General features: G+C 67.3%; 24 protein-coding genes and 2 tRNA genes. 19 read left to right on the top strand and 7 right to left on the bottom strand.

Translation table 11 applies throughout. The features are described from left to right. Window positions 1-9 precede the first annotated feature (9 nt). Genes DZC73_RS01235 through DZC73_RS01220 form a run of 4 tightly spaced genes read left to right on the top strand, consistent with a single transcriptional unit; the run spans window position 10 to window position 4,512 of the window. Entirely contained in the window at window positions 10-615 is a 606-nt protein-coding gene (locus DZC73_RS01235; RefSeq protein ID WP_124538380.1) for a Maf family protein, read from the top strand. Next, complete coding sequence (rng, locus tag DZC73_RS01230; protein WP_124539452.1) at window positions 612-2,096, top strand: ribonuclease G; 1,485 nt, start codon at window positions 612-614, stop codon at window positions 2,094-2,096. The genes DZC73_RS01235 and rng overlap by 4 nt, the downstream gene beginning before the upstream one ends. Before the next feature lie 30 nt (window positions 2,097-2,126). Continuing rightward, window positions 2,127-3,650 carry a glycosyltransferase family 39 protein gene (locus DZC73_RS01225; RefSeq protein ID WP_161974409.1) on the top strand — a complete coding sequence of 508 codons (1,524 nt, stop codon included), beginning with the start codon at window positions 2,127-2,129 and terminating at the stop codon, window positions 3,648-3,650. Window positions 3,651-3,669: 19 nt separating this feature from the next. Beyond that, on the top strand, window positions 3,670-4,512 hold the full coding sequence (locus DZC73_RS01220) for a glycosyltransferase family 2 protein (RefSeq protein ID WP_124538378.1): 843 nt from the start codon (window positions 3,670-3,672) through the stop codon (window positions 4,510-4,512). Between the two features lie 12 nt (window positions 4,513-4,524). Here DZC73_RS01220 and DZC73_RS01215 read toward each other — a convergent pair whose 3' ends face one another. After that, window positions 4,525-5,526, bottom strand: coding sequence for a glycosyltransferase (locus tag DZC73_RS01215; RefSeq protein WP_124538377.1), 1,002 nt, complete (start codon window positions 5,524-5,526; stop codon window positions 4,525-4,527). A gap of 59 nt (window positions 5,527-5,585) precedes the next feature. Here DZC73_RS01215 and DZC73_RS01210 point away from each other — a divergent pair, with 59 nt between their 5' ends. Further along, window positions 5,586-6,647, top strand: coding sequence for a class I SAM-dependent methyltransferase (locus tag DZC73_RS01210; protein ID WP_124538376.1), 1,062 nt, complete (start codon window positions 5,586-5,588; stop codon window positions 6,645-6,647). A gap of 21 nt (window positions 6,648-6,668) precedes the next feature. Here the strand turns inward: DZC73_RS01210 and DZC73_RS01205 are convergent, their stop codons facing one another. Continuing rightward, on the bottom strand, window positions 6,669-7,751 hold the full coding sequence (locus DZC73_RS01205) for a glycosyltransferase family 4 protein (RefSeq protein ID WP_124538375.1): 1,083 nt from the start codon (window positions 7,749-7,751) through the stop codon (window positions 6,669-6,671). Between the two features lie 6 nt (window positions 7,752-7,757). After that, a complete protein-coding gene (gene msbA / locus DZC73_RS01200) occupies window positions 7,758-9,497 on the bottom strand; it encodes a lipid A export permease/ATP-binding protein MsbA (protein WP_124538374.1) in 1,740 nt (579 codons plus the stop codon). A gap of 57 nt (window positions 9,498-9,554) precedes the next feature. Here msbA and DZC73_RS01195 point away from each other — a divergent pair, with 57 nt between their 5' ends. From DZC73_RS01195 to DZC73_RS01165, 7 genes are all read left to right on the top strand, one after another. Continuing rightward, the gene (locus tag DZC73_RS01195; protein WP_161974487.1) at window positions 9,555-10,349 is read left to right on the top strand and encodes a glycosyltransferase family 2 protein; all 795 of its coding nucleotides are present in this window, start codon (window positions 9,555-9,557) and stop codon (window positions 10,347-10,349) included. A 32-nt stretch (window positions 10,350-10,381) separates the two neighbouring features. Beyond that, on the top strand, window positions 10,382-11,668 hold the full coding sequence (tolB, locus tag DZC73_RS01190) for a Tol-Pal system beta propeller repeat protein TolB (protein ID WP_124538372.1): 1,287 nt from the start codon (window positions 10,382-10,384) through the stop codon (window positions 11,666-11,668). 98 nt (window positions 11,669-11,766) lie between these two features. After that, complete coding sequence (pal, locus tag DZC73_RS01185; RefSeq protein ID WP_124538371.1) at window positions 11,767-12,315, top strand: peptidoglycan-associated lipoprotein Pal; 549 nt, start codon at window positions 11,767-11,769, stop codon at window positions 12,313-12,315. Between the two features lie 12 nt (window positions 12,316-12,327). Further along, a complete protein-coding gene (gene ybgF / locus DZC73_RS01180) occupies window positions 12,328-13,107 on the top strand; it encodes a tol-pal system protein YbgF (RefSeq protein ID WP_124538370.1) in 780 nt (259 codons plus the stop codon). Window positions 13,108-13,110: 3 nt separating this feature from the next. After that, complete coding sequence (locus tag DZC73_RS01175; RefSeq protein ID WP_124538369.1) at window positions 13,111-13,881, top strand: tRNA threonylcarbamoyladenosine dehydratase; 771 nt, start codon at window positions 13,111-13,113, stop codon at window positions 13,879-13,881. A 51-nt stretch (window positions 13,882-13,932) separates the two neighbouring features. Beyond that, window positions 13,933-14,008: transfer RNA gene (locus DZC73_RS01170), tRNA-Lys, on the top strand. Between the two features lie 39 nt (window positions 14,009-14,047). Next, window positions 14,048-14,123 (top strand) — tRNA-Lys (locus tag DZC73_RS01165). A gap of 70 nt (window positions 14,124-14,193) precedes the next feature. Here the strand turns inward: DZC73_RS01165 and DZC73_RS01160 are convergent. Continuing rightward, on the bottom strand, window positions 14,194-15,006 hold the full coding sequence (locus DZC73_RS01160) for a YdcF family protein (RefSeq protein ID WP_161974408.1): 813 nt from the start codon (window positions 15,004-15,006) through the stop codon (window positions 14,194-14,196). A gap of 157 nt (window positions 15,007-15,163) precedes the next feature. Here DZC73_RS01160 and DZC73_RS01155 point away from each other — a divergent pair, with 157 nt between their 5' ends. After that, entirely contained in the window at window positions 15,164-15,670 is a 507-nt protein-coding gene (locus tag DZC73_RS01155) for a cupin domain-containing protein (protein ID WP_124538367.1), read from the top strand. 294 nt (window positions 15,671-15,964) lie between these two features. On the opposite strand, the gene DZC73_RS01150 is transcribed toward DZC73_RS01155, so the two are convergent. Beyond that, window positions 15,965-17,161 (bottom strand): acyl-CoA dehydrogenase, encoded by a 1,197-nt coding sequence (locus DZC73_RS01150; protein ID WP_124538366.1) that lies wholly within the window; start codon window positions 17,159-17,161, stop codon window positions 15,965-15,967. A gap of 115 nt (window positions 17,162-17,276) precedes the next feature. Here DZC73_RS01150 and msrA point away from each other — a divergent pair, with 115 nt between their 5' ends. Next, window positions 17,277-17,819, top strand: coding sequence for a peptide-methionine (S)-S-oxide reductase MsrA (msrA, locus tag DZC73_RS01145; protein WP_124538365.1), 543 nt, complete (start codon window positions 17,277-17,279; stop codon window positions 17,817-17,819). A 79-nt stretch (window positions 17,820-17,898) separates the two neighbouring features. Here the strand turns inward: msrA and pdxH are convergent, their stop codons facing one another. Beyond that, entirely contained in the window at window positions 17,899-18,537 is a 639-nt protein-coding gene (gene pdxH, locus DZC73_RS01140) for a pyridoxamine 5'-phosphate oxidase (RefSeq protein WP_124538364.1), read from the bottom strand. A gap of 80 nt (window positions 18,538-18,617) precedes the next feature. On the opposite strand from pdxH, the gene DZC73_RS01135 reads away from it, so the two are divergent. From DZC73_RS01135 to DZC73_RS01125, 3 genes are all read left to right on the top strand, one after another. Beyond that, window positions 18,618-19,076, top strand: coding sequence for a (2Fe-2S)-binding protein (locus tag DZC73_RS01135; RefSeq protein WP_124538363.1), 459 nt, complete (start codon window positions 18,618-18,620; stop codon window positions 19,074-19,076). A gap of 11 nt (window positions 19,077-19,087) precedes the next feature. Further along, window positions 19,088-21,307: a xanthine dehydrogenase family protein molybdopterin-binding subunit gene (locus tag DZC73_RS01130; RefSeq protein ID WP_235834944.1), complete on the top strand. Its 2,220-nt coding sequence runs from the start codon at window positions 19,088-19,090 to the stop codon at window positions 21,305-21,307. A gap of 145 nt (window positions 21,308-21,452) precedes the next feature. Beyond that, window positions 21,453-22,082 (top strand): nucleotidyltransferase family protein, encoded by a 630-nt coding sequence (locus tag DZC73_RS01125; protein ID WP_124538362.1) that lies wholly within the window; start codon window positions 21,453-21,455, stop codon window positions 22,080-22,082. A gap of 44 nt (window positions 22,083-22,126) precedes the next feature. Here the strand turns inward: DZC73_RS01125 and DZC73_RS01120 are convergent, their stop codons facing one another. After that, the gene (locus DZC73_RS01120; RefSeq protein WP_124538361.1) at window positions 22,127-22,732 is read right to left on the bottom strand and encodes a gamma-glutamylcyclotransferase; all 606 of its coding nucleotides are present in this window, start codon (window positions 22,730-22,732) and stop codon (window positions 22,127-22,129) included. Window positions 22,733-22,874: 142 nt separating this feature from the next. Between DZC73_RS01120 and DZC73_RS01115 the strand changes: the two genes are divergently transcribed. Both DZC73_RS01115 and edd read left to right on the top strand, forming a co-directional pair. Further along, the gene (locus DZC73_RS01115) at window positions 22,875-24,146 is read left to right on the top strand and encodes an AsmA family protein (RefSeq protein WP_124538360.1); all 1,272 of its coding nucleotides are present in this window, start codon (window positions 22,875-22,877) and stop codon (window positions 24,144-24,146) included. Between the two features lie 63 nt (window positions 24,147-24,209). Beyond that, window positions 24,210-26,024, top strand: coding sequence for a phosphogluconate dehydratase (edd, locus tag DZC73_RS01110; protein ID WP_124538359.1), 1,815 nt, complete (start codon window positions 24,210-24,212; stop codon window positions 26,022-26,024). Window positions 26,025-26,027: the final 3 nt, after the last annotated feature.

Here is a 26,027-nt window from a genome sequence, read left to right as displayed (position 1 = left end):
GAATCGTTCATGCCTCATGACTTCGTCTACCTTGCGTCCCAGAGCCCGCGCCGCCGGCAATTGCTGACTCAGCTGGGCGTCAGGCACGAGCTGCTGCTGGCCGATGCGCACGAGGATGCCGAATCGCTGGAAGCCGAGATCAAGGGCGAGGCGCCGCACGACTACGTGCACCGCGTGACGCTGGCCAAGCTGGACGCCGCGAAGAAGAGGCGCAAGCACCGCGGACTGGCGCCGTCACCCATCCTCTGCTCCGACACCACCGTGGCCATCGGCCGGCGCATCCTCGGCAAGCCCGCGGATGCGGACGATGCCTTCAACACCTTGTCCATGCTGTCGGGCCGCACGCACCGCGTCATCACCGGCGTGGCCGTGGCATGGGGGCGCCGACAGGAGATCCTGGTCAATGTCTCCAAGGTCCACTTCGCTCCCGTGAGCGAGCAGGAGATCCGCCGCTACATCGACGGCGGTGAGCCCTTCGGCAAGGCCGGCGCCTATGCGATCCAGAGCACGGCATCGGCATGGATCAGCCGCATCGAGGGAAGCTACTCCGGTATCATGGGTTTGCCCTTGTACGAGACCGCGCAGTTGATGAAACAGGCCAAGGTTCGCTTCTGATGCAAGACATCCTCATCAACTGGGCCCCCCAGGAAACGCGTGTCGCCGTCGTCGAGAACGGCGCGGTGCAGGAGCTTCACGTCGAGCGCACGCTGGAGCGCGGGCTGGTGGGCAACATCTATGCGGGCCGCGTGGCGCGCGTGCTGCCCGGCATGCAGTCGGCCTTCATCGACATCGGCCTCGAACGTGCGGCCTTCCTCCACGTGGCCGATGTGCACGTCAACGGCGGCACCGCGCGCAGCAGCGAGCAGAACAGCGCGCCGCAGACACCCATCGAGCGCCTGGTCTTCGAAGGCCAAACGCTCACGGTGCAGGTCATCAAGGACCCCATCGGCACCAAGGGTGCGCGGCTGTCCACGCAGATCAGCATCGCCGGCCGGCTGCTGGTGTTCCTGCCGCAGGACGACCACATCGGCATCTCGCAGAAGATCGGCTCGCCCGAGCTGCGCGAGCAGCTTCGTGCACGCATGGCCGTGCTGGTGGGCAAGCCTGAAGAAGGCGGCGGGGGCGGCTTCATCCTGCGCACGAACGCCGAGGAAGCCACCGACGACGAGCTGGCCGACGACATCGCCTACCTGCGCAAGACCTGGACGTCCATCCGCGAGCGCAGCTTCAAGTCGCCCGCGGGCACGCTGCTGCACCAGGACCTGAGCCTGGCCGAGCGCGTGCTGCGCGACCTGGCGCACGACACCACGCAGTCCATCCGCATCGACTCGCGCATGCAGTTCGATGCGCTCAAGGCCTTCGGCGTGGACTTCACGCCCACGTCGGTGAGCAAGCTGGAGCTGTACAAGGGCGAGCGGCCCATCTTCGACCTCTACAACATCGACGAGGAGATCGAGAAGGCGCTGGCGCGGCGGGTGGACCTGAAGTCGGGCGGCTACCTCATCATCGACCAGACCGAGGCGCTCACCACCATCGACGTGAACACCGGCGGCTACGTCGGCGCGCGCAACTTCGACGACACCATCTTCAAGACCAACCTGGAAGCGGCCGGCGCCATCGCGCGGCAGCTGCGGCTGCGCAACCTGGGCGGCATCATCATCGTCGACTTCATCGACATGGCGCGCGAGGAGCACCAGAACTCGGTGCTCGGCGAGTTCCGCAAGCAGCTCGCGCGCGACCGCACCAAGATCACGGTGAGCGGCTTCACCCAGCTCGGCCTGGTGGAGATGACCCGCAAGCGCACGCGCGAGTCGCTGGCCCACATGCTGTGCGAGCCGTGCCCGACCTGCCAGGGCAAGGGCCAGGTGAAGACGCCACGCAGCGTCTGCTACGACATCCTTCGTGAAATCCTGCGCGAAGCGCGGCAGTTCAATCCGAAGGAATTCCGGGTGATTGCCGCACCATCCGTGGTTGAGATGCTGCTGGACGAGGAAAGCCAGCATCTGGCGGGCCTGAGCGATTTCATCGGCAAGCCCATTTCATTGCAGGCGGAGGCGACCGGGTCGCCGGAACACTACGACATCGTCCTGCTGTAGAGACCGCACACACCGAGGGCGAGAGGAATCGTGGAGATTGCACATGCAGGGGCGGCGGATCGCCCGGCCCTGGGAACCAACGCCGGCAATGGCTGGCTGTTCGCCCTGTTCGTGGTGACGGCACTGGCCTTGTGGATCGGCTCGTCCGCCTACACCAACACCGCCTTGTTCCCCGACGTGACCGAGCAGTTCATCTGGTCGAAGTCGCTGGAATGGGGCTACTACAAGCACCCGCCGCTGACGACCTGGCTCTTCGCCGGCGCGACCGCGGTGTTCGGGCTCAACACCTGGGTGCCCGGCGTGCTGTCGGGCGCATGCCTGGCCGTCACCGGCCTGCTGACCTGGCTGATCGCCGCGCGCGTGCTGGGCCGCCGCGCGGCGTTCTACTGCCTGCTGCTGTGGAGCCTGCAGCAGCAGTTCAGCCTGCGTGCCTACATGTACAACCACAATGTGCCGCTGCTGATGTGCGTCGCATTGAGCGTCTGGGCCTTGCTGGAGGCCTGTGCCCGTCCTGAACGCACGCGGGGTTGGGTGCTGGTGGGTGTTGCCGTCGGGTTGGCGATGATGTCCAAGTACCAGGCCGCCATCCCCCTGACCGGCGCCCTGTGGGCCCTGTGGCGCACCGGCCAATTGGCCCGGCCCGAGGTTCGGCGCGGGCTGCTGTGGGCGCTGGGTGCGGCGTTCATCGTCTGCCTGCCTCACCTGGTCTGGCTGCAGACCAGCCACGGGCTGCCTTTCCAGTACGCCTCCAAGCACCTTGAGCACCATGATCTGCCCGCCCGGCTCTCGAATGCGAGCAAGTTCGCGGTGCTGCAACTGCGCACCGTCTGGGTGGCCATCCTGTGCGGCCTGCTGTGGGCTGCCGTTGCATGGCGGAGTCGGTCGCCGGTCGCTCACGATGTGAGCGACCGCCCAGGCATGGACGCGCGGGCGCGCCGCGCCTGGATCCAGGGGCTGGTCCTCCTGCCCTTGGCGGCGGTGCTGTGCACTGCGGTGATCGGCGGCGCGCACCTGCAGGGGCAGTGGGGCGTGCAGACCCTGCAGTTCGCATCGCTGGCGCTGGTGGCCTGGTTCACCGCCCGCTGGCGCTTTCCCTCGCTGGGCACGGCCCTGGGCATCGCCTTCGCGCTTCACGTGCTGGGCGTGGCGCTGGTGACGGTCGAGGGGGTGAAGCAGTCCAAGGGCACTGCGCTCACCGGGCATGTCATCCAGTTCGGACAAGGGCAGGTGATCGCAGATTCGATCAGCCGCGACTGGCACCGCGTGACCGGCTGTCCGTTGCGCTACGTCGTGGGTGACGCGCACCTGGCCGGGCTGGTGTCGGCGTACTCGCCGGAGCATCCGTCGGCGCTCGAAGACGGCGAGTTCTGGAAGAACCCGTGGATCACGCCGGAGAAGCTGAGCGCGGCGGGGTCGGTCATCATCGCCACCCGTGCCGACCTGCTGCCGGCCAATGCGATCCACACGCCGGAGATGGTCTTGCCCGCCGTGGTGTGGCGCCGTGAAATGGCCTTGGTGTGGGGGATCGTGCCGCCGACCGAAGCCTGCCGCTGACGGTCCACAATCGGCCCCCATGTTCTCGATCATCATCCCCAGCTGGAACAACCTCGACTACCTGCGCCTGTGCGTGCAGAGCATCCGCAAAAACTCGGCGCATGCGCACCAGATCATCATCCACGTCAACGACGGCAGCGACGGCACGCGTGACTGGGTGAAGCAAGCCGGCGTGGACGCGACCTTCTCCGACGGCAACGTCGGCATCTGCTGGGCCGTCAACGAAGCGGCCATGCATGCGAGGTTCGATCATGTCCTTTACCTCAATGACGACATGTATTGCCTGCCGGGCTGGGACACCGCGCTGCTGGCGCGGGCTGAGCGCATGCCCTCGGACCTGTTCATGCTCTCGGGCACGATGATCGAGCCCCGCGACACCGGCAACCCCTGCGTGGTGGTGGGCGACTTCGGCGACACCGTGGGCAGCTTCCGCGAAGCCGACTTGCTGGCCGCGGCTCCCGGCCTGCGGCGAGGCGACTGGGCCGGTGCCACCTGGCCGCCGACGCTGGTGCATCGCCGCTGGTGGTTCAAGTGCGGCGGCTACAGCACCGAACTCTCGCCGGGCATGAGCAGCGACAACGACTTCTCCATGAAGCTGTGGCAGGCGGGCTGCCGGCATTTCATCGGCGTGGGCGACTCGCTGGTCTATCACTTCCAGTGCAAGTCCACCGGCAAGGTGGTGAAGAACGACGGCAGGCGCCAGTTCCTCGACAAGTGGCGCATGACGCAGTCCACCTTCGACAAGTTCTACCTGCGGCGGGGCCAGGTGTCCGACGGGAATGCCCTGCCGGAGCCGCAGGACACGCCAGCCCTGCGATGGGCATTGCGCAAGGCGGACCTCAAGCGGCGGCTCAGCCGCTGAGGTGCGCGCTGCTCAGCGCGACACGCGCCGCTTGAGCCAGAACCACGGTGCCAGCAGCCACGGGCACGCCGCATACACGCCCAGCCGGATGCGCAGCGACCACGGGACCGAGGATGCACCGCACAGCACGGCGAGGCGGCCCCCCAGGGTCTTCGCATCGAACAGGTCCCGGATGAAGGTCTCCCGCGCGAGCCGCGTTTCAAGCGTGGCCTGGACGGCATCGAGCTGCCCCATCGTGCGTGCATCCGCCAGCAGCAGCGGCAGCTCCACCAGGGCATGTCGGTTGTTCTTCAATAGCCGGGCGACCACGTCGCTCGCATGCAGCGTGCGCACGCGGCGCGAGATGCCGCCGCGCCGGTAGCGCACCAGCGGTTCCGGCAGCGACATCGCACCGCCCGAGCCGATGGCGCGGAACACCATCACCAGGTCCTCCGCGACCACGCCTTCCGGCAGGGGGCCGAAGCGGTCCAGGAGCCGGCGCGTCCAGGCCTGCGCGGCGCCCACCACATGCGGGGGCTGTGCGAGCCAGTCGCGCAGGTCGCGATAGCGGCCCAGGTCTGACGGCGAGATGACCGAGTGGGTGCGGCCCTGTGCATCGATGTCCTCCAGCGATGCCGCGATCAGGTCGACCTTCCTGCCGGTGGCCAGCCAGGCTTGCACGGTGCGCGAGCAGCGGTGCGGCAGCGAGACATCGTCGCCGGCCGTCACGAACAGGAGCTGTGCCTCCGGGCACAAGGAGGCCGCATGGCTCAGGTGCGCACCGATGCCCAGGTTGCGCGGATTGCGGTTGAGCACGATGCGGTGCGGACCCTGGTAGTCGTCCACCAGCCGCTGCATGAGATCGAAGCTGCCGTCGCTGGAGGCATCGTCGGACACGACGATCGTCAGCGGCGAGTAGTCCTGCGCCAGCGCGGCCTCGATGGCGGCGCCGATGGTGTGCACCTGGTTGTAGGCGATCAGGAGCATCGCCACCTCGGGCTTGTCGTCGTCGGCGGTGGGCAGGGTGTGGGGCATCGGAGGAACTGGGTGGCTGCTGCTTATGATTCTCGTATGAACTTGCGACCGTGCCGCCCATGAGCTTGCCCATCCAGGAGGACGCCTGGCCAGACCAGGACCTCGAACCCGTCGGGCGGTGCCCCGTGTGCGGTGACGGCCGGCGCGCGGTGTGGCGCGAGCAGGTCACCGACGCAGCATTTCGCGCGGCACCCGGCCGCTGGACCTTGTGGCGTTGCCAGGCTTGCGAGACGGCCTATCTCGACCCGCGGCCGACGGCGGCGTCCATCGGCCGGGCGTACAGCCGCTACTACACCCATGCCGAGCCCGCGAAGAACTTCCTCGTGCCCGGTGACAGGCCGGACCTGCGCTTCAAGCGCGCGATTCACCTGAGCCACTACCGGCGCGACTATGGACACCCGTCGGATGAAGCGTTCCCCCTGGGATGGCTGGCGTTCGCGTGGAGTCCCTGGCGCCGCGCACGGGCCGGGCAGTTCATCCGGCATCTGCCGGCGCCGTCCACGCGGGCCGATGTGCTGCTGGACGTCGGCTGCGGCGATGGCGGCTTCCTTCGTGTGGCGAGGGCGCTGGGGTACCAGGCGCGCGGCATTGAATTCGATCCGGTCGCAGCGGCCACGGCGCAGCGCGAGGGTTTCGAGGTGTTCGTGGGCGGGGTCGATGATGCACCCCTGCCCGATGCCGGACTGGCGCAGGTGAGCTTGAGCCACGTGATCGAGCACCTGCATGATCCGGTCGCGGCACTGCGGCGCCTGCACCAGGCCTTGCGTCCCGGCGGACGCATCTGGCTGCAGACGCCCAACATCGATTCGCGCGGCGCCGAGCGTTTCGGCGTGGCGTGGCGCGGGCTGGAGGCACCGCGCCACCTCGTCATGTTCAATGCCGCCAGCCTGATGACGGCATTGCGGCACGCGGGCTTCGTGGACATGCGCCTGATGCCGCCGCAGCTGGACGCGGCGTTCTACATCGAGCAGAGCACGGCGATGGCAGCCGGCCTGGATCCTTACCAGGGCGACCGCGGTCGCCGCCGTGCGGCACGCCGCGAAGGCAAGGCCTGGGACAGGGACGCGCTGAAGCATCCGGAGCACGCGGAGTCGATCACGGTCGTGGCCCGCAGGCCTTGAACGCGTGCTGGGTCGAGGCGGTCAGGACGCAGTCTTCACGCTGCCCGGCGCGATGGCTTCGGCATGCCGCAGCAAGGCATCGAGGTGGGCATCGACGCCTGGGTCGTAGCTGAGGGCGGCCAGCGGGGCGGCGATGCGGTGGGTGCCCGCACGCCAGCGGTCGACGGCCTGCGCGATCGCACGGCCGAACGACGACGGATCGTCCCGCGTGAAGCTCATCGCTGCCGAACTGCGGACCACCTCGGCACAACCTACCGTGTCGGCCACGACGATGGGCGTGCCGCACAGCACCGACTCGACGCCCACCAGCCCGAAGGGTTCAAACCGTGATGCGATGACGGTGAAGTCGGCCGCCCGGTAAGCGTCCTCGATGTCGCTGCGATAGCCCAGGTAGCGGATGTTGGGTGACTGCACGTCGATGGGCCGACCGGCGACGGCGAGTGACACGGGCAGGGTGGTCGCGCGGAAGAACTCCACCAGTTGATCGAGCCCCTTGCGCTTGTGGCCGGTGGAGACCAGCAAGAACGTGGCCCGGTCGGCGGGCAGTTGCAGCGCCTGACGCAGTTGCTCGCGCCGCGCCGTGTCGACAGTGTGGAAGCGATCGGTGTCCACCGGCGGATACAGCACGTCGATCTTCGCCGCAGGAATGCCGTAGAAGCGCTGCACCTGCTCGGCCATCAGCCGCGAGTGCGCCACGATGACTTGCGAGCGTTCGAGGTGCGCGCGTTCCAGCGAAATCTTCCAGCGGTCGATCGTCCGCGTCGGCAACTGCATCGCTTCGAGGAAGCCCGGGTGCGTGCTGCCGCAGATGGCGATGTCCGCGGCGCCGGTCTGGTTGCAGGCGATGAGCGGGTGCAGGTTCAGGCGCTTCTTGAGGCGCCGCAGCCGCCAGTCGAACCACATGTCGCGCAGCTTGCCCGGCACGAAACCCGTGGGCACTTGCACCGCGTCGACCCACTGGGCCTCGGGCAGCGAGGGATCGATCTTCTTGGCGACCAGCACCGGCCGCACGCCGCGCTGGTGCAGGCCGCGCACCAGCGTCAGCGCGTAGCGTTCGATGCCGCCGCTCATGCGCAGCGCGTGGTTGGAGATCGCCAGTGGCATGCGTCGTCAGGTCTTGAACTGCAGTGCATGCAGCCGGGCGTAGAGGCCCGCGCTGGCCAGCAGTTCGGCGTGAGTTCCCTGCTCGACGACGCGGCCGTCTTCCAGCGCCACGATGCGGTCTGCGCGCTCGATGGTCGACAGGCGGTGCGCGATGACGAGGCTGGTGCGGCCCGCCATCAGCCGCTCCAGGGCTTCCTGCACGAGGCGTTCCGATTCCGAGTCGAGCGCCGAGGTGGCTTCGTCGAGGATCAGGATGGGCGCGTCCTTGTAGATCGCGCGGGCGATGGCCAGGCGCTGGCGCTGGCCGCCGGACAACTGGCTGCCGTTGTGGCCGATGACCGTGTGCACGCCCTGGGGCAGCGACTCCACGAAGTCCAGCAGGTTGGCGGCGCGCAGCGCGTCGGTCACGCGCTTCGGGTCGGCGTCTCCACCCAGCACCACGTTGGCTTCGACGGTGTCGTTGAAGAGGACGACGTCCTGGCTCACCAGGGCGAACTGGCGGCGCAGGGCGTGCATGTCCCACTCGCGCAGTGGCATGCCGTCGAGCAGGATGCTGCCTGCGCTGGGTTCGAGGAATCGGGGCAGCAGGTTCACCAGCGTCGTCTTGCCCGCACCCGAGGGGCCGACGAGCGCCACGGTTTCACCGGCCTCGATGCGCATCGTGACCCGATCGAGTGCGGCCGCCTGGTCGTCGCGGTATTGCAGCGACACGTCGCGCAGTTCGATGACCCCTGCCGGACGCGCCGGCACGAAGCTGCCGCCGGTTTCGGTCGGCGACTGCTCGATGAGATGCACGCCGCGCTCCAGGGCCGCCAGGCCGCGGGTGACCGGACCGGACACTTCGGACAAATGCTTGATGGGCGCCACCAGCTGCAGCATGGCCACCACGAAGGCCACGAAGTCGCCGACCGTCCTGCCGCTGGCGTGCCCGCTTTGCCACAGCGCCGCCATGATGACGGCCGACAGCACGATCGCGGCGACGACCTGTGTGATCGGCGTCATCGTCGCCGCTGCCACCGTGGCCTTGATGGACAGGCGGCGCAGTGAATCGCTGACGCGATGGAAGCGCGATGCCTGGCCGGCCTGCGCGGCGTGCAGGCGCACGATGCGCCAGGCCTGGACGTTTTCCTCGACCACGTAGGCCAGCTCGTCGGTGGCCTGCTGGGTCTCCAGTGTCAGCCGGTGAAGCCGCTTGCTGAGCACGCGCATGACCAGCGCGACGGGAGGAAAGAGCAGTGCGACGAACAGGGTGAGCTGCCAGTTGAGGACCAGCAGGTACACCATCAATGCGACCAGTGTCAGCGCGTCGCGCACCAGGGTCTGCAGCGAGTTCACCAGGTGGACGGCGCCGGTCTGCACCTCGAAGGTCAGCGTGTTGACGAGGCTGCTCGCCGAGTGCCGCGAGAAGAGCGCGGGCTGCGCGTTCAGCAGCCGCGCGAACATGGCGGCGCGCATGTCCAGCATGCCGCGGTTGGCGGCCCACGACAGCCCGTACTGGGCGAGAAAGCCAGCCAGCCCGCGCAGGCCGAACAGGCCGATGATCGCGACCGGCACCTGCCACAGTGGAAGTGCGTTCTTCGCGAACCCGCGGTCCAGCAGCAGCTTGAGGAAGGCGGCGATCATGGGCTCCGTCGCGGCGCCGATGATGGATCCGGCCAGTGCGATCAGCAGCCCCGACCGGCTGGCCCGGAAGAACGGCGCGATGCGTGCGATGCGCAGCTTCAGGGGCAGGTCTGGAGACGTCATGGGGCGGCATTATCGTTGCCTACAATGCGCGGGCTTCGCGCGAGCCCTATGCCAGCCATCCAACTCTCGGTCATCCTCATCACCCGCAATGAAGAGCGCAACATCGCGGGCTGCCTCGAATCCGTGGCGTTTGCCGATGAATGGATCGTCGTCGACTCCGGCAGCACCGACCGCACCCGCGACATCGCCGAGCAATTCGGGGCAAAGGTCGTCGTCACCACCGACTGGCCGGGCTTCGGCAAGCAAAAGGGCCGCGCGCTCGCGCTGGCCACGGGGCGCTGGGTGCTCAGCATCGATGCGGACGAGCGGGTCAGCGAGGAGCTCGCCCGCAGCATCCGCGCGGTGGTGGACGGGGACACATCCGGACATGAACCACACGCTTCCTCGCAAGTCGCCGGTGGCGGCACGGTAGGTTTCGAGCTTTCACGCCTGTCGAGCTTCTGCGGCCAGTGGATGCGCCACGGGGATTGGTACCCCGACCGTGTGCTGCGGCTGGTCCGCCGTGACCGCGGACGCTTCTCCGACGACCTCGTGCACGAACGGCTCATCGTCGATGGCCCGGTCGGCCGCCTGAAGGGCGAGTTGCTGCACGACAGCATGCCGACGCTGGACAATGCGATCGAGAAGATGAACCGCTACACGAGCGGCCGTGCGGTGGACAAGCTGCGCTCGGGGAAGTCGGGCGGCCTGGCATCGGCGTTGCTCCATGGTGTGTGGGCGTTCGTGCGCTGCTATTTCCTTCGTCGCGGCTTCCTGGACGGGCGCCTGGGCTTCGTCCTGGCGGTCTACGTGGCCGAAGGAACGTACTACCGCTACTTGAAGATGGGCCTGCTCGCGAAGCAGGGTGGTTGAACCAAGTTGTAAAAGCAGGGTCATGACATCCCATGGTGAATCGACGACAGATCTTCCTTGCCGCTGGCCTCCTCCTGGCCAGCCTTCCTTCGTTGGCCCAGTTCCGCGTCGAAATCTCCGGCGTCGGCGCCGTGCAGGTGCCCATCGCGGTGGCGAAGTTCCGCGACGAGGACCGCGCCACGCAGCAGCTGTCCACCATCATTCGTGACGACCTCAAGCGCAGCGGCCTGTTCCGCGATGTCGAGACGTCCGCCATCGTCGACGAAGCGGCGCAGCCCGCCATGGCCGATTGGCGCAACAAGGCGGCCGATGCGCTGCTGGGCGGCTCGGCCACGCGCCTGGCCGACGGCCGCTACGACGTGCGCTCGCGGCTGTGGGATGTGGTCAAGGGCAGCGAGATCGGCACGCTGAACACGGTGGTGCATCCCAACGACCTGCGCCTGGCAGCCCACCGCATCGCCGACTTCGTGCACGAGAAGCTCACCGGCGAGAAGGGCGTGTTCTCCACCCGCATCGCCTACGTGGCCAAGAGCCGCCGCAGCTTCTCGCTGCGCGTGGCCGATGCCGACGGCTATGACCCCAGCGGCAAGCCCGAAGGCGAGAGCGTGCTCAACAGCCCCGAGCCCATCATCTCGCCGGCCTGGTCGCCCGACGGCAAGGAGCTGGCCTACGTGTCCTTCGAAGAGCAGAAGGCGGTGGTCTACACCCAGAACATGGCGAGCGGCAATCGGCGTGCCGTGGCCAATTTCCGCGGGTCCAACAGCGCCCCGGCCTGGTCGCCCGACGGGCAGACGCTGGCCGTGACGCTGTCGCGCGAAGGCGGCTCGCAGCTGTACGTGATGCCGCGCACCGGCGGCACCCCGCGCCGGCTGACCAACAGCGGCGCCATCGACACCGAACCCTGTTTCTCCCCTGACGGCCGCAGCCTGTACTTCGTGAGTGATCGCGGCGGCAGCCCCCAGGTCTACCGCATGCCGGTGGCCGGCGGTGCGGCCGAGCGCGTCACCTTCAACGGCAGCTACAACATCAGCCCGAGCATCAGCCCGGACGGCCGCACGCTGGCCTACATCACTCGCCAGGGCAATGCCTTCAAGCTGCAGACGCTGGACCTGCAAAGCGGCACCGTCGCCTCGCTGACCGCCACGACCGACGACGAGAGCCCGAGCTTCTCGCCCAATGGCCGGCTCATCATCTACGCCACCCGGGACGCCGGCCGCGACGTGTTGATGACCACCACGCTCGATGGCAAGATCAAGGCGCGCCTGCCGTCCCCCTCGGCGGACTTGCGCGAACCGGTGTGGGGCCCCTACGGACGTTGAGGGGCGATAGAGTCCGGGAACAAATCGTTGGGTCGAAAGACTCTGAAGCAAGGCGCCGGCAGGAAAGAGCGGCGTCACATCACTGAGAGGAAACAGCCATGAAACTGATTCGTATCGCTCAAACGGGCTTGCTGGCGGTGGCGGCGTCGGCCCTGGTGGCGGGCTGCTCGAGCGTCAAGCTCGACGACAAGCCGGTCGAGGTCAAGACGGCCACGCCCAAGCCGGTGGACCCGAATGCGGGCGCGGATGCAGGCAAGGCCTCGCAATCGGCCGTGACCACGGTGGAGGCGGGCAACAACCGCGCCGCGCAGGATACGAACATCCCCCGCGTCGTCTACTTCGACTTCGACAGCTTCGTGGTGAAGGACGAGTTCCGTCCGACCATCGACGCCAACGCCAAGGTGCTCAGCGTCGACCGCAAGCGCAAGGTGGCGGTCGAGGGCCACACCGACGAGCGCGGCGGCAGCGAATACAACCTGGCGCTCGGCCAGAAGCGCGCCGAGGCTGTCGCCAAGTCGCTCACCTTGCTGGGGGCTGACGACAAGCAGGTGGAAGCGGTGAGCTTCGGCAAGGAACGCCCGGCAGCGCAGGGCAACGATGAAGCGGCCTGGGCGAAGAATCGCCGCGCCGAGATCGTCAACCGCTGACCTGAACGCATCATGACTGTCCAACGATGGGCCGGTGCCGGGGCGTTGGCCTTGGCACTGTTCGCGCCTGCCGCCCAAGCGGGTCTCTTCGACGACGACGAGGCCCGCAAGGCCATCCTCGACCTGCGCCAGAAGCTGGAGCAAAGCAACGAGGCGCAGCGCCAGCGCCAGGCCGAGTTGAACAACCAGATGGCCGAGCAGATTGCGCAGCTCAAGAAGAGCCTGCTCGACTTGAACGCACAGCTCGAGATGCTTCGCGCCGACAACGCCCGCTTGCGCGGGCAAGATGAGCAGCTCACGCGCGACGTCGCCGAGCTCCAGCGCAAGGTCAAGGACACCCAGCAGGGCGTGGACGACCGCATGCGCAAGCTGGAGCCGCAGAAGGTGACGGTGGACGGCCGCGAGTTCATGGCCGATCCGGAAGAGAAGCGCCAGTACGAGGAGGCGATGAACGTCTTCCGCCGTGGCGAATTCGACCCGGCCGCGCAGGCCCTGTCGGGCTTCGTCAAGCGCTTCCCGTCCAGCGGCTACAGCGAAGCGGCCACCTTCTGGCTGGGCAATGCCTACTTCGGCAAGCGCGACTTCAAGAACGCGATCAGCACCTTCCGGTCCTTCGTGAGTGCCCATGCTGACGCCACGCGTGCGCCCGAAGCGCTGCTGGCCATCGCCAATTGCGAGGCAGAGCTGAAGGACAATAAGGCGGCTCGCAAGACCATCGGTGAGCTGATCAAGGCTTACCCGAAGTCCGAAGCCGCGCAGGCCGGCCGCGAGCGCCTCGCCTCTTTGAAGTAAGCATTGCTCGACGACTCTCCCGACCTCGAACGCCGTTTCGGCGGCCTGCGTCGCCTGTACGGTGACGCAGGCTACGCGCGCCTGCGCTCGCTGCGCGTGGCGGTGGTCGGGCTGGGCGGCGTGGGCTCGTGGGCGGTGGAGGCGTTGGCGCGCAGCGGCGTGGCCTCGCTCACGCTGATCGACCTGGACCACGTGGCCGAGTCCAACGTGAACCGGCAGGTGCAGGCGCTGGGCGCGACGCTGGGCAAGTCCAAGGCCGAGGCCTTGCGCGAGCGCATCGCCGACATCCATCCGGGCTGCGTGGTGCATGCGGTGGAAGAGTTCGTCGATGAGAAGAACTGGCCGTCGCTGCTGGCGCAGCCTGTGGATGCAGTCATCGATGCTTGCGACCAGGTGCGTGCGAAGGCGGCCATGGCTGCGTGGTCGCTGGCCACGGGCACACCGCTCGTGCTGTCAGGCGCGGCCGGCGGCAAGCAGCGCGCGCAGGACGTGCTCGTCGACGACATGGCCGACGTGACGCATGACCCGCTCATCGCGTCGCTGCGCCAGCGCTTGCGCAAGCAGCATGGCGCGGCGCGCAAGGGGCGCATCGGCGTGCGCTGTGTCTTCTCCCGCGAGGAAGTGAAGCCGCCGCAGGACGCGGCCTCTTGCGACGTGGATGGCACGCTCAACTGCCACGGCTATGGCTCGTCGGTGGCGGTCACGGCGACCTTCGGCATGGTCGCGGCGAGCGAGGTCATCGCCCTGTTGCTCGCGATAAAGAACAAAAGTTGAAAGGGGCTCTTGCAGACCCTGATTTTTCCAGGCTATACTCTTAGGCTTACTGGGTCGTTAGCTCAGTCGGTAGAGCAGCGGACTTTTAATCCGTTGGTCGCGCGTTCGAGTCGCGCACGACCCACCAACGGCCCAGTTAGAATATTGGTTTGTTGAAAAGAATTCAGGGCTCTTAGCTCAGTTGGTAGAGCAGCGGACTCTTAATCCGTTGGTCGTAGGTTCGAATCCTACAGGGCCCACCAACTAAAACGGCTTGATCGTCTATCGCGATCAAGCCGTTTTTCTTTGCGCTGAACTTTGGTGCCGTGCCGTTCAGGCACCCATCAGCAGCCCCAGCATCTCGCGCAGGTCATTGCGCGATTTCCAGTAGCCCAGGCCGGTGGGAAACCAGTCCAGCGCCGCACCTTCCACCCGCTGCGCCAGGCCCATGGGCGCCACTTCGATCGTGATGCCCTGGCCCTGGGCGGCCTCCTCGAACGCGCGCTTGGCGCGAGGCATGTGATAGCCGTGAGTCACCAGCACGATGTGCGAGATGCCGGCCTTCTTCAGCAAGGGAATGGAGTGGGTCGCGTTCTCGTGGGTGTCGCGCGATTGATCCTCCAGCCACTTGATCGGCCGGTTGAAGTCCTGCGTGGCCATGCGCGCCGCGATCTCCGCCTCCGCCGCACCTTGCCCGGCGGCCAGGCCCACGCCGCCGGTGAAGGCCAGCGGGATGCCGGTTTCGCGCGACAGGTAGTTGCCGTAGCGCAGGCGTTCCGCCGAGAACGCCGTCAGGTTGCTCACGCCGTACTCTGGTGCGAAGCTCTCGGCGCCGCTGCCCAGGACCAGGATCGCGTAGTTGTTCTTGCCCTTGGCGTCGGCTTTCAGTTGAGCGAGGCGGTCCGTCTTGATCGCAGACGGCACCTTGAGCACGAACTGCTCGCAAAAGCGCGAGAAGCCGGTGGTGGAGGTCACCCAGATCCCGGCGACGCCGAGTACCACGATCGTCCAACCCAGGCCGCGGCGGGGAAGGATGAGCCGGGCACCCAGGAGCAGCAGCAGAAGGAAGGGCACGGGCGGCAGCAGCAGTGCGGCCAGCACGGGCTTCCAGGTTTCGATGCCCAACAAGGTGAACAGGCTATTCACGTGGCGTTCCCGACTATTTGGCTGTGTGCGATGGGTCGCGATTGTGCCGGAGCGTGACCGTGTGTTTCAAATTCCTGCAGAGGGTTTTTCGTGCGGGATGCCTCGTCAACCCGCGCGCCTGGGCATGATGCGCGCTCCAATCAAGGAGGAGCCCGCCATGGGAGACCGCGTCGACGAGCTGCGCCAGCGGCTGATCCGCAACCACCAGGACATCGAGCGCAAGCGCGACGTGCGCCCGCCGCTGTACGACTCGACCGGTGCCCGCCTGGCACAAGGCACGGCGGCCACCAAGCTGGGCATCAGCGTGGACACCGTGCAGCCGGGCATGCGTTCATGCCCCTATCACTTCCACTACGCGCAGGAAGAGGCCTTCGTGGTGCTGCGCGGCGAGGGCACGCTGCGGGTGGCCGGCGAGATGATTCCCATCCGCGCCGGCGACACCATCTTCATTCCACCTGGCCCGGAGTATCCGCACCAGATCATCAACACCTCGGATGCGCCGCTCGAGTACCTGTCCATCAGCACCAAGGAGAACCCGGAGGTGGTGGAGTACCCGGACTCGGGCAAGTACCTGGCGTCGGCCTCCCGCGATGGCAATCCGTTTGGCTTTGCCCGGATGCACCGCGAGAAGGACGACCTGGACTACTGGGACGGCGAGCCGTGAGGTGACGATTGGATCGGGTTGTGGCAAAGGTGCGAGCGGGGTGGGCGCGCTGCTGCGCTCATGTCCCCGGGTCCGGGCTTCGCCCGGCCCTCCTCCTTGACTTCGCTACGCAGCACGCCCACCCCGCCCGCACCTTTGCAAGCGGCACCGGTTTTTCTCGTCGAGTGCACCCATCGGTGTGAGCAGCGCAGCGAAGTCGGCCGCAGGCCGACCGCCACAGTCGGAGCCTCTGGCCCATGCCGCCTGCCGCGGCCCCACCGGACAGAGGCGAAAGCAACGCCCCTCAAAGGCCGATCAGGAAAACGCTTGAATCCCCGTCTGCGCGCGGCCCAGGATCAGGGCATGCACGTCGTGCGTGCCTTCGTAGGTGTTGACCGTTTCCAGGTTGATCATGTGGCGGATGACGTGGAACTCGTCATGGATGCCATTGCCGCCGTGCATGTCGCGCGCGGTGCGTGCGATGTCCAGCGACTTGCCGCAGCTGTTGCGCTTGATGAGCGAGATCATCTCCGGCGCGGCCTTTCCTTCATCCAGCAGGCGGCCCACGCGCAGGCAGCCTTGCAGGCCCAGCGTGATCTCGGTCTGCATGTCGGCCAGCTTCTTCTGGATGAGCTGGTTGGCTGCGAGCGGCCGACCGAACTGCACGCGGTCCAGCGTGTACTGGCGTGCCGCATGCCAGCAGAATTCAGCGGCGCCCAGGGCCCCCCAGGCGATGCCGTAGCGTGCCTTGTTCAGGCAGCCGAACGGACCCTTCAGACCGCTCACGTTGGGCAGCAGGTTCTCGGCCGGGACGAACACGTCGTCCATCACGATCTCGCCGGTGATGGACGCACGCAGGCTCATCTTTCCTTCGATCTTGGGCGCCGACAGGCCTTGCATGCCCTTGTCGAGGATGAAGCCGCGGATGGCTTCCTGGCCGCCGACGGTGCCGTCGGCGTTCTCCAGCTTCGCCCACACGACGAACACATCGGCGATGGGCGAGTTGGTGATCCACATCTTGCTGCCCTTGAGGCGGTAGCCGCCGTCCACCGGCTTGGCTCGGCTGAGCATGCTGGCCGGATCGCTGCCGTGGTTGGGTTCGGTCAGGCCGAAGCAGCCGACCCATTCGCCGGTGGCCAGGCGCGGCAGGTACTTCTGGCGCTGCGCCTCGTTGCCGTAGGCATGGATGGGATGCATCACGAGCGAGCTCTGCACGCTCATCGCGCTGCGGTAGCCGCTGTCCACACGTTCCACTTCACGGGCCACGAGGCCGTAGCTCACGTGGTTCACGCCCGGGCAACCGTAGCCTTCAATGGTGGAACCCAGCATGCCCAGTTCGCCCAGCTCGTTCATGATCTCGCGGTCGAACTTCTCATGGCGCGCGGCCATCAGCACACGGGGCTGCAGGCGTTCCTGGCAATATTGGTGAGCGGCATCGCGCACGGCGCGCTCTTCGTCGTTCAACTGGTCATCCAGGCGGAACGCGTCGTCCCATTGAAAAGCGGTCTTCATGGTGTAAGTCTCGTGTGCCGGGGATCGACTGATGATAAGCGTGTGGGGGCTTGACGCCCGGCGGGAGAATCCCCGTTTCACACTCTTCAAACCGAACAAAATCCGGAGCACTTCGATGTCTGCGACGACTGAAATCATCACCCTGGGCGGCGGCTGTTTCTGGTGCCTGGAAGCCGTGTACGAGCAGGTCGAAGGCGTCAGTGCCGTCGAGTCGGGCTACAGCAACGGGCACGTGGAGCGGCCCAGCTACGAGCAGGTGTGCACCGGCAACACCGGGCATGCGGAAGTGGTGCGGGTCAGCTACGACCCGAAGGTGATCAGCCTGCGCGAGATCCTGGAGATCTTCTTCGTCATCCACGATCCGACCACGCTGAACCGGCAGGGCAATGACGTCGGCACGCAGTACCGCTCGGGCATCTACGTCGAGAAGCCCGAGCAGGAACAGGTGGCGCGCGAGGTGCTGGCCGAGGTGAACGCGCACCACGGCGGCAAGGCGGTGACCGAGCTCAAGCCGCTGGCCAACTACAGCCGTGCCGAGGCCTACCACCAGCACTACTTCGCCAACAACCCGGGGCAGGGCTATTGCGCGTTCGTGGTGGCGCCGAAGGTGGAGAAGTTCAAGAAGACCTTCGCGGCTCGGGTGCGCAAGGGCGCCTGACGGGGCGCGTCACGGCGGGCACACCTGGCGACCCGCGGGCCGCACACGCGTTGCGCTGTCGTGGCGCTGCACCGAAAGTTCACGGCGCCAGGCGTTCGCGGATCCAGGCGCCGTCTTCCGCAAGGCGGTAGCGCAGCCGGTCGTGCAGCCGCGACTTGCGGCCCTGCCAGAACTCCCAGGTGTCGGGCACCAGCCGATAGCCGCCCCAGTGTGGTGGACGCGGCGGGTTCAGCAGGTACATCGCACCGTATTTCGCCGCGTTGGCCACCAGCACTGCGCGCGACGCGATCACCTCGCTTTGAGGCGAGGCCCAGGCGCCGATGCGCGAATCGAGCGGGCGCGACTTGAAGTACTCGTCGGACTCCTGCGCGCTGACCTTCTCCACCTTGCCCTCGATGCGCACCACGCGTTCGAGTTCGACCCAGTGGAACTGCAAGGCGGCGAACTGGTCGGCCTCCAGCTCGCGGCCCTTGCGGCTCCTGTAGTTGGTGTACCAGGTCAGGCCGCGTTCGTCGAAGCCCTTGACCAGCACGATGCGCGTGGAGGGCCGGTTGTTCTCGCCCACGGTCGCCAGCGTCATGGCGTTGGGCTCGGGCACCTTCGCATCCAGCGCCTGCTGGAACCAGGTGCCGAACTGCTTCAGCGGCGAGGCGTCGGAAGCCTGCTCGTCCAGTTCGGCGCGTTCGTAGCTCTTGCGGAGGTCGGCGATGTTGTCCATCGGACAAGTATAGGAACGTGCGCTGCAAAGTTTTCGGAACGGCGGTATACCAGCGCCTTCGTCCACGTTGCGAGACCCGCATGACCACCTTCACCGTGAATGGCAAGACGGTCAACGTCGATGCCGATCCGTCCACGCCCGTGCTGTGGGCGCTCAGAGACCATCTCCAGCTCACCGGTACCAAGTTCGGCTGCGGCGCGGCCCTGTGCGGCGCCTGCACGGTGCACCTGAACGGCGCGCCGGTGCGCAGCTGCATCACGCCGATCTCGGCCGTTGCCGGCCAGAAGATCACCACCATCGAAGCCGTGGCCGACGACAAGGTCGGCAAGGCCGTGCAGGCCGCCTGGGTGAAGCACGACGTGGCGCAATGCGGCTACTGCCAGAGCGGGCAGATCATGAGCGCCACCGCACTGCTGCGCGGCAACAGGAAGCCCACCGATGCCGACATCGACGGCGCCATGGCCGGCAACATCTGCCGCTGTGGCACCTATGCCCGCATTCGCGTGGCCATCAAGGACGCCGCCAAGGCGCTGGCCTGAGGAGCACCACCATGAGCTATGAGCAACTGATGACTCGGGTGGGTGCTATCACGCAGGAGCCGGTGGCGAGCGGGCTGGATCGCCGCTCCTTTCTGAAGCTCGGCGCGGCCTCCGGTTTCAGCCTCGGGCTGTTCACCGTGTCCGCGTCTGCAGCGGACGCGCCTGCCGCCGCTCTCAAGCCCTTCCAGAACCCGGCCGCCTTCATCACCATCGACAAGTCCGGTCTCGTCACCGTGATGGTCAACCGCCTGGACTTCGGCCAGGGCGTGATCACCGGCCTGCCCATGCTGGTGGCCGAGGAACTCGATGCCGACTGGGCCAAGGTGCGCGGTGAACTCGCGCCGGCAGGCGACGCCTACAAGGACCCGGGCTTCGGCATCCAGATGACCGGCGGCTCCAGCGCGCTGCACAACTCCTGGCAGCAATACCGCGAACTCGGCGCCCGCGCCCGGGCCATGCTGGTCGCGACTGCGGCGCAGCGTTTCGGTGTGGATGCATCGGCCTGCAAGGTCGCCAACGGCGTTGTGTCCGCGGGCGCCAAGCGCGCCACCTTCGGTGAGCTTGCCGCCGATGCGATGAAGCAGCCCGTGCCCGACAAGGTTGCGCTCAAGGATGCGAAGAACTTCAAGATCATCGGCAAGCGCACGGGGCGCCTGGATGCTGCCGCCAAGAGCAGCGGCCGCCAGTCCTTCGGCATGGATGCACGCGTGCCCGGCATGAAGACCGTGCTGCTGATGCACCCGCCGGTGTTCGGCGGCAAGGCTGCGAGCTTCGACGCGTCGCGTGCGAAGGCGATCAAGGGCGTGGTCGACGTGCTGGAGGTCAAGCTCGACCGCGGCGCCACCGGCGTGGCTGTCATCGCCGATGGCTACTGGCCGGCCAAGATGGGCCGCGACGCCGTGCAGGTGCTGTGGAACACCGACGCGGTAGAGAAGGCCGACAGCGACAAGCTGCTCGCGCAATACCGCGAGCTCGCGACCCAGCCCGGCGTGAAGGTTCGCGAGGCCGACACCTCGAAGATCGCGAGCGCGCCGAAGAAGATCATCGCCGAGTACACCTTCCCCTACCTGGCGCATGCGCCGATGGAGCCGCTGAACTGCCTCATCGAGTTCGACGGCAGCCAGTGCAAGGTGTCGGCCGGTTCGCAGTTCCAGACCATCGACCAGGCCAACATCGCCGCCACGCTGGGCATCACGCCCGACAAGGTGCAGCTCGCCACGATGATGGCCGGCGGCGGCTTCGGCCGGCGCGCCGTGCCGTCGAGCGACTACCTCGTCGAGGCCGCGAACGTGATGAAGGCCTGGCGTGCTGCAGGCCAGTCGGCACCGCTGAAGATCATCTGGAGCCGCGAGGACGACATCCGCGGCGGCTACTACCGCCCGATGCACGTGCACCGTGCGGAGATCGGTTTCGACGAGCGGGGCAAGGTGCTGGGCTGGAAGCACACCATCGTGGGCCAGTCCATCCTCATGGGCACGCCCTTCGAGCAGTTCATGGTGAAGAACGGCGTGGACTCGGTGATGGTCGAGGGCGTGGCAGACACGCCGTACGAGGTGCCGCTGTCGCTGGACATTCACCACCCCAAGGTCAACGTGCCGGTGCTGTGGTGGCGCTCGGTGGGCCACTCGCACACCGGCTTCGTGATGGAGACGCTGGTCGACGAGATCGCCCGCACGAGTGGCCAGGACCCGGTGGCCTATCGCCGCTCGCTGCTGTCGGAAAAGCACACGCGCCATCGCGCCGCGCTGGACCTGGCCGTCGCCAAGTCAGGCTATGGCAAGAAGACGCTGCCCAAGGGACAGGCCTTCGGCGTGGCGGTGCACGAGTCCTTCAACAGCGTGGTGGCCTACGTGGTGGAAGCCTCGATGAAGGACGGCCAGCCCGTGCTGCACAAGGTCACGGCCGGTGTCCACTGCAACACCGCGGTGAATCCGCTGTCGGTGGAAGCACAGGTGCAAGGCGCTGCGTTGATGGCGCTGGGCACGACCTTGCCCGGCTCGGCCATCACCTTGAAGGATGGCGTGGTGCAGCAGAGCAACTTCGGCGACTACACCGTCGCCCGCATGCCGCAGATGCCGGCGATCGACGTGTTCATCGTGCCCAGCAGCGACCCGCCCACCGGCATGGGCGAGCCGGGTGTGCCGCCCCTGGCGCCGGCATTTGCCAACGCCATCGCGAAACTCACGGGTAACCCCATTCGCGACTTGCCCTTCAAGTTCTCCAATGGGTGAAATCCCTTCCCACGAAAAAACGCTTACGGAGAAAGCCTTAAGTAGACGCCCTCTGGCTGAATGGTCACTCACATCCCATCCTTGATGGTGCGGGGTTCGCGCGAAGCGCATGTGAAACAGTGGACAAGCAGTACTTGGAGGGACGATGAAATCGCGGCCTGCGGTGATCGTGCTGGCAGCTGGAACGGGTTCCCGTTTCGGCGCACCCGGTCACAAGCTCACCCAGAAGCTGGGAGCGTCGACCGTGCTGGGCACCACGCTTCGCCACGCCATCGCGAGCCATCTGCCGGTGGTGGTGGTGACCACCGACGCGCTCGCGGACACGGCGCGCCGGTATGTGGCGTCGCGCGACGTGGTCATCCTGCCCGCCGTGGGAAGCGACGGCACGCGGCCACTGGGCATGGGCTTCTCGATTGCCACGGGCGTGGCGTCGCGACCCGATGCGACCGGCTGGCTCGTGCTGCCGGGCGACATGCCCATGGTGCAGCCAGCCAGCATCCTCGCAGTGGCATCGGCGCTTGAACATCATCCGGTGGCGTATGCGCAGCATCGCGGCCGGCGCGGACATCCGGTGGGCTTCGCGGCCGAGCTCTACTCAGAACTGGCAACCCTCTCGGGGGACGAGGGCGCACGACGCCTGGTGGCCCGTTACCCCGCCCACGGCGTGGAGGTGAGCGACCCGGGCGTGCTCATCGACGTGGACACCGAAGCCGACCTCGAACGCGTGCGGCAATCCCACGCCGATCCGCAGTCGGCCTCGCCGGTCTCTCGTTGACTGCCTCTCGCTGACGCCTCTCGCTGACGTCTCTCGCTGAGCGGTCACGCCGCCAGCGCGTGCTCCCGCGCCAGCGCCACCAGGCGCTCGATCTCTCGGTCCACGATGCCGCATCCGCGCAGGGATGCGGCCGTGCCCAGCAGGTAGTCCAGCGTCGTGCCGTACTTGCCGCAGGCGTTGCGAAAGATGTCAATCAGCGTGTCGTCAGGCAGCGGACCGACGTGGCTCGGGCTCTTGCGGCTGAGCGTGAAGGCCAGCGCCTGCACCGTGCCTTGCGGCGTGCGGCAGGGCAGCCATTTCGGGTCGTAGACGCCGGTGGGCATCTCGCGGTCCCACAGTCGGTCCAGCTCGTCGTTGGCCCGCTCAGGGTCCATGCGGTAGGCCATGCCCCGGCATGAGCCTCCGGACACCAGTGCGAACACCAGCCCGGAGCATTCGGGCGTGCCGCGGTTGATGGTGGAGCGCATCTCGAGCGCGCGGTGATAGCCGTAGACGGTGGCCGGCCGCTGCTCCACCGCATCGAACTCCGGCCGCCAGATGAGCGAGGCGTAGCCGAAGATCCACAGCTCGCGTGCGCCACCCCATTCGGCGCGGACCTTGGCCAGTTGGTTGGCAGGATGACGGGGATGATTCGCAGGATGCGATGTCATGAGCGCCAACTCTATCCGCCCCCGGGATTCCTTGCCGGTAGGAGCATGCCCACAGCACCAGGAGGCCATGGCCGATGTCGCGCTCGCCCCACGGCGCCCAACATGTCAGACTGCACCTTGACGAGACCGCCGCGAGTCAGCCTTGAGCACCGCCATCCTTGCGATCGTCCCCCGCTACCGCCGCTGGCCGGCGGTGCTGGGAAGTCTTGCGGCCGTGCTGGCCGTGGTGGTGGTGTGCCTGGAAGTGCTGGGCTGGCCCTTCCTGGCCGAGCCCATGCAGCGCTGGCTGTCCGGCTCGCTGCATCGACGCGTGAGCTTCGCCATCGACGGCCAGACCCCCGCTTCGGTGGTGGTGCGCGTGCTGGGGCGGGTGAGGGTGGAGGCGCCCCAACTGGTGATCGGCCCGCCGGCCTGGAGCAAGACGCAGCACATGATCCGCGCGAGCGATGCGGTGGTGTCCTTCCACTACAGCGACCTGTGGAACGCCTGGCGCGGCGAGCCCTTGCGCATCCGCATGCTGGAGGCCGACGAGCTGGAGGCGGACATCGAGCGCCTGGCCGATGGACGTGCCTCGTGGCAGGTCGGCACCGGTGCCGATGAGCACGGCCTGCAACTGCCGCTTTTCGATGAACTGAAGGTCCGCAACGGCAGCCTGCGCTGGCGTGATGCGGTGGCTGACCTGCGCCTGGTTGTCGAATGCAAGACATCGGACGCATCGGCGGATGCCATGCCTTCGGCAGCATCGGCCAGTGCGGCGACCCTCTCCGGTGGCCTGGCCTGCAATGCCCATGGCCAGTGGCACAAGCAGCCGGTGGGCATCGTGCTGCAGACGGCGGCGCCGCTGGCCTGGGTGAACCGCGACCCGGCCGGCGAGCGGGTGCCGCTGCTGCTGAACGCGAGCATCGGCGACACCCACGCCACGGTGCAAGGCAGCGCGGTGGATGCGCTGGGCCTGCGCGGGCTGAAGGCGCGCTTCGAGGCCGAAGGCACTTCGCTGGCCGACATGGCGCAAGTGATGGACGTCCGCCTCATCCCGCGGGCGGCCTTCCGGGCGGCCGGCAGTTTCACCGCCGACGACCTCCATTGGCGTCTCGACCTGGACAAGCTCCTGCTGGGCACCAGCACGCTCAGCGGCAGCATCGAGGCCGATCGCGGACGCACGCCGCCGCAGCTGACCGGCCGCATCGACGGCGCGTGGCTGGCATGGCGCGACATCGCCGAAGCGCCGTCGGTGTCACTGGCTTCACGCACCCGCACCGACCTGGGCGCATTCCGCACACTCGATGCGGACCTGTCCATCGACATCGCCCAGGTCGACTTCGGCGATGCCTTCCCGCGCCAGCCGCTGAAGGGCCGCTGGCGATTGCTCAACGGGCACTCGGAATGGCTGCCGGGAGCCGGCACAAAGTTTTGACGATGTAATCAAGTTACTTCACAATCGGCCATCGAGTTACATCGACCTTCATCCAAGAATCCCATGAAATCCACCGTCACCGACGTCACCCGGCGCATCCGTGATCGAAGCGCCAAGACCCGCGAGGCCTACCTGGCCCGCGTCGAGCAAGGCATCAACCGGCCCCGTGGCAGCGACCGCATGGGCTGCGCCAACGTGGCCCACGCCTTCGCGGCCCTGCCAGCCAACGACAAGCTGCGCATCGTGGCCGAGCGTGCACCCAACATCGGCATCGTCACGGCCTACAACGACATGCTGTCGGCCCACCAGCCCTACGAGGGCTACCCGGCACTCATCCGCGAAGAAGCCCACAAGCTGGGCGCCACCGCGCAAGTGGCCGGCGGCACGCCCGCCATGTGCGACGGCGTGACGCAAGGCCTGCCGGGCATGGAGATGAGCCTCTTCTCGCGCGACACCATCGCCATGAGCACGGCCATCGGGCTCACGCACGACGTGTTCGATGCGGCGCTGCTGCTGGGCATCTGCGACAAGATCGTGCCGGGCCTCCTGATCGGCGCCCTGCATTTCGGTCACCTGCCGTGCGTGTTCGTGCCGGCCGGTCCCATGAGCAGCGGCCTGTCCAACAACGACAAGGCCAAGGTGCGCGAGCAGTTCGCGCAAGGCCTGGTGGGCCGCGACAAGCTGCTGGAAGCCGAGTCAGCGGCCTATCACGGCCCGGGCACCTGCACCTTCTATGGCACGGCCAACAGCAATCAGATGCTGCTCGAAGCCATGGGCCTGCACGTGCCGGGCGCGGCCTTCGTGCACCCTCACGACGGCTTGCGCGATGCGCTCACGCGCGAGGCGGTGCGAACCGTGCTGTCCATCACCAAGGGCCAGCGCTTCACGCCCATCGGCAAGCTGGTGGACGAAAAGGTCATCGTCAACGCGATGGTCGCGCTGCTGGCCACCGGCGGCTCGACCAACCACCTCATCCACTGGGTGGCGGTGGCGCGTGCGGCGGGCATCCTCATCGACTGGACGGACTTCTCCGAGCTCTCGCACGTCACGCCGCTGCTGGCGCGCGTGTACCCCAACGGCAGCGCCGACGTGAACCAGTTCCAGGCCGCGGGCGGCCCGGGCTTCGTGATCCGCGAGCTGCTGAAGTCGGGCGTGATGCACGAGGACGTGGCCGCCGTGGCCGAGTCGGGCATCTCGGCCTATGCACGTGTGCCGCATGCCCAAGGGCAGGGCGTCGCCTGGGCCAACCTGCCGGCCAGGAGCGGCGACGAGTCCGTGGTGCGTCCGGCGGACGCGCCCTTCAGCGACAGCGGTGGCCTCAAGCTGCTGACCGGCAACCTCGGCCGCTCGGTGATCAAGGTCTCCGCGGTGCCGGAAGATCGTCACGTCATCGAAGCCCCGGCCATCGTGTTCGAGACGCAGGAGCAACTGCTTGCAGCCTTCAAGGCCGGCGAGCTGGAACGCGACCTCGTTGCCGTGGTTCGCTTCCAGGGACCGCGTGCCGACGGCATGCCTGAGCTGCACAAGCTCACGCCGCCGCTGGCGGTGCTGCAGGGCAAGGGCTTCAAGGTGGCGCTTGTCACCGATGGCCGCATGAGTGGTGCATCGGGCAAGGTGCCGGCGGCCATCCACGTGAGCCCCGAGGTGCTGGCGGGCGGACCGCTGGGCAAGGTGCGCACGGGCGACGTGATCCGCCTGGATGCCGTCACCGGCACGCTGGATGCGCTGGTCGACGCCGCCGAGTGGGCCAGGCGCGAAGTGGCCACGCTCAGCGCCGAGCAGCGCGAGATCAACGCCCATGGCCTGGGCCGCGAACTCTTCGGCGGCATGCGGCGCAATGTGCTCACCGCCGAAGAAGGCGCAGTGACCTGGCTTTGAACG

The organism is Rhizobacter terrae (assembly GCF_003852895.1).
GTDB lineage: Bacteria > Pseudomonadota > Gammaproteobacteria > Burkholderiales > Burkholderiaceae_C > Albitalea > Albitalea terrae.
The sequence above is the reverse complement of the archived record's forward strand: the minus strand, read 5'-3'. Positions and strand labels throughout refer to the sequence as shown.

Excerpts from the sequence above, each read along its gene's own strand:
- DZC73_RS01235 (WP_124538380.1), top strand. The coding sequence starts at position 10 with ATGCCTCATGACTTCGTCTACCTTGCGTCCCAGAGCCCGCGCCGCCGG.
- DZC73_RS01220 (WP_124538378.1), top strand. The coding sequence starts at position 3,670 with ATGTTCTCGATCATCATCCCCAGCTGGAACAACCTCGACTACCTGCGC.
- DZC73_RS01215 (WP_124538377.1), bottom strand. The coding sequence starts at position 5,526 with ATGCCCCACACCCTGCCCACCGCCGACGACGACAAGCCCGAGGTGGCG.
- DZC73_RS01210 (WP_124538376.1), top strand. The coding sequence starts at position 5,586 with ATGAGCTTGCCCATCCAGGAGGACGCCTGGCCAGACCAGGACCTCGAA.
- DZC73_RS01205 (WP_124538375.1), bottom strand. The coding sequence starts at position 7,751 with ATGCCACTGGCGATCTCCAACCACGCGCTGCGCATGAGCGGCGGCATC.
- msbA (WP_124538374.1), bottom strand. The coding sequence starts at position 9,497 with ATGACGTCTCCAGACCTGCCCCTGAAGCTGCGCATCGCACGCATCGCG.
- tolB (WP_124538372.1), top strand. The coding sequence starts at position 10,382 with ATGGTGAATCGACGACAGATCTTCCTTGCCGCTGGCCTCCTCCTGGCC.
- pal (WP_124538371.1), top strand. The coding sequence starts at position 11,767 with ATGAAACTGATTCGTATCGCTCAAACGGGCTTGCTGGCGGTGGCGGCG.
- ybgF (WP_124538370.1), top strand. The coding sequence starts at position 12,328 with ATGACTGTCCAACGATGGGCCGGTGCCGGGGCGTTGGCCTTGGCACTG.
- DZC73_RS01155 (WP_124538367.1), top strand. The coding sequence starts at position 15,164 with ATGGGAGACCGCGTCGACGAGCTGCGCCAGCGGCTGATCCGCAACCAC.
- DZC73_RS01150 (WP_124538366.1), bottom strand. The coding sequence starts at position 17,161 with ATGAAGACCGCTTTTCAATGGGACGACGCGTTCCGCCTGGATGACCAG.
- msrA (WP_124538365.1), top strand. The coding sequence starts at position 17,277 with ATGTCTGCGACGACTGAAATCATCACCCTGGGCGGCGGCTGTTTCTGG.
- pdxH (WP_124538364.1), bottom strand. The coding sequence starts at position 18,537 with ATGGACAACATCGCCGACCTCCGCAAGAGCTACGAACGCGCCGAACTG.
- DZC73_RS01135 (WP_124538363.1), top strand. The coding sequence starts at position 18,618 with ATGACCACCTTCACCGTGAATGGCAAGACGGTCAACGTCGATGCCGAT.
- DZC73_RS01130 (WP_235834944.1), top strand. The coding sequence starts at position 19,088 with ATGAGCTATGAGCAACTGATGACTCGGGTGGGTGCTATCACGCAGGAG.
- DZC73_RS01125 (WP_124538362.1), top strand. The coding sequence starts at position 21,453 with ATGAAATCGCGGCCTGCGGTGATCGTGCTGGCAGCTGGAACGGGTTCC.
- DZC73_RS01120 (WP_124538361.1), bottom strand. The coding sequence starts at position 22,732 with ATGACATCGCATCCTGCGAATCATCCCCGTCATCCTGCCAACCAACTG.
- edd (WP_124538359.1), top strand. The coding sequence starts at position 24,210 with ATGAAATCCACCGTCACCGACGTCACCCGGCGCATCCGTGATCGAAGC.